3 protein-coding genes, 1 tRNA gene and 2 rRNA genes (1 of these 6 running past the window's edge) are annotated in these 7,051 nt (G+C 66.8%); 5 read left to right on the top strand and 1 reads right to left on the bottom strand.

What is annotated here, in order from left to right:
- The 5 genes from ACSQ1L_RS04975 to ACSQ1L_RS04955 all read left to right on the top strand — a co-directional run.
- Nucleotides 1-1,558: ribosomal RNA gene (locus ACSQ1L_RS04975) — 23S ribosomal RNA — on the top strand; it begins 1,231 nt to the left of the window's first position.
- A 70-nt stretch (nucleotides 1,559-1,628) separates the two neighbouring features.
- A 5S ribosomal RNA gene (rrf, locus tag ACSQ1L_RS04970) occupies nucleotides 1,629-1,743 on the top strand.
- 61 nt (nucleotides 1,744-1,804) lie between these two features.
- A tRNA-Met gene (locus tag ACSQ1L_RS04965) sits at nucleotides 1,805-1,881 on the top strand.
- A gap of 162 nt (nucleotides 1,882-2,043) precedes the next feature.
- Nucleotides 2,044-2,418, top strand: coding sequence for a BlaI/MecI/CopY family transcriptional regulator (locus ACSQ1L_RS04960; protein WP_435992570.1), 375 nt, complete (start codon nucleotides 2,044-2,046; stop codon nucleotides 2,416-2,418).
- The gene (locus ACSQ1L_RS04955) at nucleotides 2,415-4,064 is read left to right on the top strand and encodes a M56 family metallopeptidase (protein ID WP_435992568.1); all 1,650 of its coding nucleotides are present in this window, start codon (nucleotides 2,415-2,417) and stop codon (nucleotides 4,062-4,064) included. The genes ACSQ1L_RS04960 and ACSQ1L_RS04955 overlap by 4 nt, the downstream gene beginning before the upstream one ends.
- 34 nt (nucleotides 4,065-4,098) lie before the next feature.
- Here the strand turns inward: ACSQ1L_RS04955 and ileS are convergent, their stop codons facing one another.
- On the bottom strand, nucleotides 4,099-7,014 hold the full coding sequence (ileS, locus tag ACSQ1L_RS04950; protein WP_435992566.1) for an isoleucine--tRNA ligase: 2,916 nt from the start codon (nucleotides 7,012-7,014) through the stop codon (nucleotides 4,099-4,101).
- Nucleotides 7,015-7,051 lie beyond the last annotated feature (37 nt).

Below are 7,051 nucleotides of genomic sequence, written 5' to 3'. Positions count from 1 at the left end.
GTTCCGTAAGCCGGTGAAGGTCAACCGTGAGGTTGGCTGGAGGTATCGGAAGTGAGAATGCTGACATGAGTAACGATAAACAGTGTGAGAAACACTGTCGCCGAAAGACCAAGGGTTCCTGCGTAAAGCTAATCTGCGCAGGGTTAGTCGGCCCCTAAGGCGAGGCTGAAAAGCGTAGTCGATGGGAAGCAGGTAAATATTCCTGCACCAGCTGGAAGTGACGGATGGCGTAAGTTGTCAGGGCTTATTGGATTGTCCTGGCAGCGAAGTTGTCCCTGGAAATAACTCCAGCAGAGACCGTACCCGAAACCGACACAGGTGGTCAGGTAGAGCATACCAAGGCGCTTGAGAGAACTGTGCTGAAGGAACTCGGCAAATTGCACGCGTAACTTCGGAATAAGCGTGACTCACCTCGGGCAACCGAGACTGAGTGGCACAAGCCAGGGGGTAGCGACTGTTTAGCAAAAACACAGGGCTCTGCGAAGCAGCAATGCGACGTATAGGGTCTGACGCCTGCCCGGTGCCTGAAGGTTAAAGGGAGATGTGAAAGCGTCGAACTGAAGCCCAGGTAAACGGCGGCCGTAACTATAACGGTCCTAAGGTAGCGAAATTCCTTGTCGGGTAAGTTCCGACCTGCACGAATGGCGTAACGACTTCCCCACTGTCTCCAGCACAGGCTCAGTGAAATTGAATTCCCCGTGAAGATGCGGGGTTCCCGCGGTCAGACGGAAAGACCCTATGAACCTTTACTATAGCTTCGCCTTGGCGTTAGCGACCGTATGTGTAGGATAGGTGGGAGGCTATGAAGCCGGGGCGCCAGCTCTGGTGGAGCCATCCTTGAAATACCACCCTTACTGTCGTTGACGTCTAACCGAGGGCCGTTATCCGGTCCCGGGACATGGCGTGGTGGGTAGTTTGACTGGGGCGGTCGCCTCCCAAAGTGTAACGGAGGCGCGCGATGGTGAGCTCAGAGCGGTCGGAAATCGCTCGTCGAGTGCAATGGCATAAGCTCGCCTGACTGCGAGACTGACAAGTCGAGCAGAGACGAAAGTCGGCCATAGTGATCCGGTGGTCCCGAGTGGAAGGGCCATCGCTCAACGGATAAAAGGTACTCTAGGGATAACAGGCTGATTTTGCCCAAGAGTCCATATCGACGGCAAAGTTTGGCACCTCGATGTCGGCTCATCACATCCTGGGGCTGGAGCAGGTCCCAAGGGTATGGCTGTTCGCCATTTAAAGTGGTACGTGAGCTGGGTTCAGAACGTCGTGAGACAGTTTGGTCCCTATCTGCCGTGGGTGTTCGAAGCTTGAGAGGATCTGTCCCTAGTACGAGAGGACCGGGATGGACATACCTCTGGTGGACCTGTCGTGGCGCCAGCTGCGCAGCAGGGTAGCTATGTATGGAATAGATAACCGCTGAAAGCATCTAAGCGGGAAACTAACCTCAAAACAAGGCTTCGCTGAGGATCGTGGAAGACTACCACGTTGATAGGCCAGGTGTGGAAGTGGGGCGACCCATGAAGCTTACTGGTACTAATAATCCGATCGGCTTGATCGTTTCTCAGCAAAACTCATTCGATTTTCGAATACGACAATGTCTTCTCACAATCGTCTATCCGCCTGGTTGACCTGGTGGCTATGTCGGAGGTTCCCCACCCGATCCCATTCCGAACTCGGTCGTTAAGCCCTCCAGAGCCGATGGTACTTCGTCTTAAGGCGCGGGAGAGTAGGTCGCCGCCGGGTCTACCAGACGGATATATGATTGTGTCTTCTCGAACCGTTCTTCCTTTGCACTACCGTTTGCCGCGGGATGGAGCAGCCCGGTAGCTCGTCAGGCTCATAACCTGAAGGTCGCAGGTTCAAATCCTGCTCCCGCACCCAAGATCTCAAAGCCCCGCCTGGCTCCCGCCGGCGGGGCTTTTTGCTGTTTGGTCGCGGGGCGGACGCCGACGCCTTACGCCGAGTTCATCCCGCCGCCACAATCTCGACCATTTCCGCTACAAGTGTCGCGCTACGTATGTAGCGACGGATCGCGGAGCCATCATGATCGAGTCCCTGCCGCGCCGTGAGCGAGAGGTCTTCGAGACCCTTTGCCGCCTGGAGAAGGGCTCCGTGAGCGCCGTCCGCACCGCGATGGGCGGCGACCTGAGCGATTCCGCCGTCCGGACCTTGCTGGCCCGGCTGGAAGCCAAGGGGCTGGTCGGGCGAACCGCCGACGCCGAGGGCTTCGTCTACCGCCCGTCGCCGCGCCCGGAGGCCATCGCCACGAGCGCCTTGCGGCGGACGGTGGACACCTTCTTCGCCGGCTCGGCCGCCATGGCCGCCACCGCCCTGCTGGGCCTGACACAGCGGCTCAAGCCCGAGGAGCTGGAGGCGCTCGAACGGGCCATAGACGAGGCGCGGGAGCGCGGATCATGAGCGTCGAACTGGTTGTCGAACTGCTGTGCAAGTCGAGCGTCATCGCCGGCGCCGGCCTGCTGTTGTCCGCGGCCTTGGGCTCGCGGCCCGCGGCGGACCAGGTCGACGTGCTGCGCGCCGCCGTCTGCGTCCTGCTGGGCCTGCCGTTGATCATGGCCCTGTTGCCGGCGCTGGAGCTTCAGCTTCTCCCCGCCGCGACCGTCGAACCGCTCGCCGCCCCGACGCCGGTCTGGGAAGGGACGGTGACGCCGATCGAGGGACTGTCGCTCTCCAGCTCGATCCGCCCGCCGTCGCCGATGGAGGTTCTCGTCGGTGCGTGGGCCCTCGGCGCGGCCGTGGTGTTCGGACGTTTCGCCCTCGGCGTGCTGACCCTGTGGCGCTGGACCCGGTCGGGGGCGCCTGTCGTCGATCCCACCTGGACCGCGCCCCTCGAGCGCCTGGGCGCCCGGCGCCAGCCGCGGCTGGTCGCTTCGGCCCGCGTCGAGGCGCCGTTGAGCTGGGGCCTGCCGCCGGGCGTGGTGCTGATCGGCAAGGCGTGTCTCGCCCGTCCGGAGAGCGCCGGCGCGGTGATGGCGCACGAACTGGCCCACATTCGCCGGGGCGATTGGCTGTTCCTCGGCCTGTCGCGCCTCGCGCTCGCCCTGTTCTGGTTCAGCCCGCTGGTCTGGCTGCTGCACGCCACGCTGGCGAGCCGAACCGAAGACGCCGCCGACGCCGCCGCGCTCGCCGCCGTCGACCGCCGGACCTACGCCCGCGCCCTTGTCGGCCTCGCCGCCGATTTCCGACAGTCCGCCGCCATCGGCATGGCGGGGGACGCCCAATCCCTGACCCGAAGGATCACCCGCATCATGACCGTCCGACCCGCCTCGCGTGCCCGCCCGCTGACCCTGGCCCTCGCCATCGGCGCCCTGATCGCCGTCGCCACGCCGATCGCCGCGGTGGAGATCACCCAGCACCCGCCCGCGCCTCCGGCGCCACCGGAAGCGCCCCACGTCATGCCGGCTCCGCCCGCGCCGCCCGCGCCGCCGGCCCCGCCCGCACCCGTCGCCATGCCTGCCCCGCCCGCGCCCCCGGCGCCGCCGGCCCCTCCGAGGCTGCAAGACGGCGCGCGCTTCACCGTCACGGAGGATGGCCGGACCCACGTCTACCGCTCGATCGAGGAGATGGATCCGGAGACACGCCGCGAGTACGAGCGGGCGATGGCGGAGGCCGTCGAGGCGCGCGCCCACGCCGCCGAGGCCCGGGCTCATGCGCAGGCCGCCCACCGGGAGGCGGAACGGGTCCGGGCCAGCATCGACCACGAGGCCATCGCCCGCATTGCGGCGGAGGCCCGCGTCTCGGCCGATCACGCTCGCGCCCAGGCCTCCGTGGCGCGGGAGGAGGCCCGGCACGCCATGGCTCGGGCGCGCGTCGAAATGAGCAGGGGCGCTGATGAGATGGACCGGGGCGCCCGGCAGATGCGCGAGGAGGCTGTCCGCCTGCGTGATCCCGCCTATCGCGCTCGCCAGATCGAGGAGAGCCGGGCGCGTGGCGGCGCTGTCACGGACGCCGAATTGATCGCCCTGTCCCGTCGCCTGCCGCAGCAGGCTGACGAGATGGAGCAGCAGGCGCAGCGGATGCGGGAGCACTCCGCAGCCCGGACCTGAGGACGGTCAGGCCCCGCTTCGGCGGGGCCTTTTCCTATGATCTGGCCGCGTCCCAGGCCCGCACAGCGTCCGCGTCTCGGGCGCTGAGGTCCGGGTAGGCGGGGTCCGAACCGACGTCCGGGACGCGCCGCCATGAGCGGGCGCATTTCGGATGGTCGGCGAGGCGGACCTCGACCGTCACGGCGTCGCCGCCCGACTTGAGGTCCACGCCCGAGGTGCGGAACACCTCGGCGGCGTCGAGGCCTTCGAAGGGGGCGAAGGCGTCGGCCGGGCCGGTGACCACGGGCCAGGCGTCGAGGGCGCCGCCGATGATCTTGTCGCGGCGGGCGCCTTCCAGCGCCTCGTTGACGATCTCGAGCACGGTCTGGACGCCGGCCCAGCGCTCGGCCTCGGCCGGGTTGCGCCAGTCGTCCGGCGTCTCCGGAATGACCCGGGCGCAGTTGGAGCCGCCCTCCGGGAAGCGGGTGGTCCACGCCTCTTCCATGGTGAAGGGGGTCAGCGGGGCCAGCCAGGCCGTCAGGCGCATGAACACCTCATGCATGACCGTGCGGGCGGCGCGGCGGCGGATCGCGTCGGGGCGGTCGCAGTAGAGGCTGTCCTTGCGGATGTCGAAATAGAGGGCCGACAGGTCGTTGGAGCAGAACTCCAGCACCGGGCGGACGACGTCTTGGAAGCGGTAGTCGCGGTAGGCGGCGCGGACGTCGCCGTCCAGCTCCCACAGGCGGTGCAGGATGAAGCGCTCCAGCGGCGGCATCTGGTCGAGCGGCAGGCGCTCGGTCTCGTCGAAGTCGGCGAGAGCGCCGAGCAGGTAGCGCACCGTGTTGCGCAGCTTGCGATACGCATCGACCGTGGTCTGCAGGATCTGTTTCCCGATCCGCTGGTCCTCGGCGTAGTCGACCAGGGCGACCCAGAGGCGAAGGATGTCGGCGCCCGACTCCTTGATGATGGTCGCGGGGTCGGTGGTGTTCCCCTTCGACTTGGACATTTTCTCCCCGTTCTCGTCCTGGGTGAAGCCGTGGGTCAGGACGGCGTCATAGGGGGCGCGGCCGCGGGTGCCGGCGCCTTCGAGCAGGTTGGACTGGAACCAGCCGCGATGCTGGTCCGAGCCTTCGAGATAGAGGTCGGCGGGCCAGTGAGACGGCCGGTCGCCGGTGTAGCCGTGGGCCGGATCGCGCGGCTCGAGCGTGAAGGCGTGGGTGCAGCCGGAGTCGAACCAGACGTCGAGGATGTCCTGGATCTTCTCGTAGCGCTGAGGGTCATGGGCGCCGAGGAAGTCGGCGTCGGGCCGGTCGAACCAGGCGTCGGCCCCGCCGTCGCGGATCGCGGCGAGGATGCGGGCGTCGACCTCGGGGTCGTGCAGGGGCTGGCCGGTTTCCTTGTCGACGAACATGGCGAGCGGCGTGCCCCAAGCGCGCTGGCGGCTGATCAGCCAGTCGGGACGGCTCTCGACCATGGTGCGGATGCGATTTTTCCCCGCGGCCGGGTGGAAGGCGGTGGCGTCGATGGCGGCCAGGGCGCGTTCGCGCAGGGTCCCGTCGTCCTCAAGCGGCGCATCCATGCGGATGAACCACTGCGGCGTGTTGCGGAAGATCACCGGGGCCTTGGAGCGCCAGCTGTGCGGGTAGGAATGCTCCATCCGGCCGCGGGCCAGCAGATTGCCCGCCTCGATCAGCTTCTCCATCACCGCGCCGTTGGCGGGGCCGAACTTGCCGGTCTTCTTGCCCTCGGTCTCCAGCACCTTGAGGCCGCCGAACAGGGGGACGTGGTCGTAGTAGGCGCCGTCGGGATCGACCGTGTCGGGCACCTCGTGATGGCCGTGGGCCTTCCACACCTCGAAGTCGTCGGCGCCGTGGCCCGGCGCCGTATGGACGAAGCCCGTGCCGGCGTCGTCGGTGACGTGGTCGCCGGCCAGCAGGGGCACGGAGAAGCCGTAGCCGGGCGACAGGGCGGCCAACGGGTGGGCGCACTCCAGCCCCGACGGATTGAGGTCGTCGACGCGGGTCCAGCGGGCGATCTTCGCCGCTTTGAAAACGTCTTCGGCCAGTTTGTCGGCGAGGATCAGCCGGTCGCCGGGCCTGGCCCAGGGCTCGAACTCCAGCCCGGTCTCCATGGCCGTGACTTCGTAGAGGCCGTAGGCGATCTCGGGGCCGTAGCTGATGGCGCGGTTGGCCGGGATGGTCCACGGGGTGGTGGTCCAGATCACGATGGCCGGGTTGGCGTTGCGGAACGACAGCAGGTCGTCCGGGTGGTCGTCGGTCGCGGCGACGACGGGGAATTTGACCCAGACCGTCGGGCTGACGTGGTCGTGGTACTCGATCTCGGCGTCGGCCAGGGCGGTGCGCTCGACCGGCGACCACATCACCGGCTTGGAGCCGCGATAGAGCTGGCCGGAGTTCTTGAACCTGTGGAACTCGGCGACGATGGCCGCCTCGGTCGGGAAGTCCATGGTGGCGTAGCGATGGTCCCAGTCGCCGAGGACGCCGAGGCGTTTGAACTGGTCGCGCTGCACGTCGATCCAGCCGGCGGCGTATTCGCGACAGGCCTGGCGGAACTCGGCCTTGGAGACCTCGTCCTTGCGCTTGCCCTGGCTGCGGTAGCGCTCCTCGATCTTCCACTCGATCGGCAGGCCGTGGCAGTCCCAGCCGGGCACGTAGTCGACGTCATGGCCAAGCAGGAAGCGGCTGCGGACGACGAAGTCCTTCAGCGTCTTGTTGAGGGCGTGGCCGATGTGGATCTCGCCGTTGGCGTACGGCGGGCCGTCGTGGAGCACGTAGAGGGGCGCGCCCTCGGCCTGGCGCTGCCTGCGCAGCTTGCCGTAGAGGTCGCCCCACTGCTCGAGGATCAGCGGCTCCTTCTGGGGCAGGCCGCCGCGCATGGGGAAGGGCGTCTCCGGCAGGAAGACGGTCTCGCGGTAGTCGCGTCCGGAAGGCGTGTCGCTGGCGTCAGCCATGAAGTCTGTCTCGTCGTGTTGATCGTTCGCGTGAAGG

It is taken from the genome of Brevundimonas sp. LjRoot202 (assembly GCF_964253355.1).
Classification (GTDB): Bacteria; Pseudomonadota; Alphaproteobacteria; order Caulobacterales; family Caulobacteraceae; genus Brevundimonas.
The sequence above is the reverse complement of the archived record's forward strand: the minus strand, read 5'-3'. Positions and strand labels throughout refer to the sequence as shown.

Bases quoted from the DNA above. Each gene is read 5' to 3' on its own strand.
- ACSQ1L_RS04955 (WP_435992568.1), top strand. From the start codon at position 2,415: ATGAGCGTCGAACTGGTTGTCGAACTGCTGTGCAAGTCGAGCGTCATC.
- ileS (WP_435992566.1), bottom strand. From the start codon at position 7,014: ATGGCTGACGCCAGCGACACGCCTTCCGGACGCGACTACCGCGAGACC.
- ACSQ1L_RS04960 (WP_435992570.1), top strand. From the start codon at position 2,044: ATGATCGAGTCCCTGCCGCGCCGTGAGCGAGAGGTCTTCGAGACCCTT.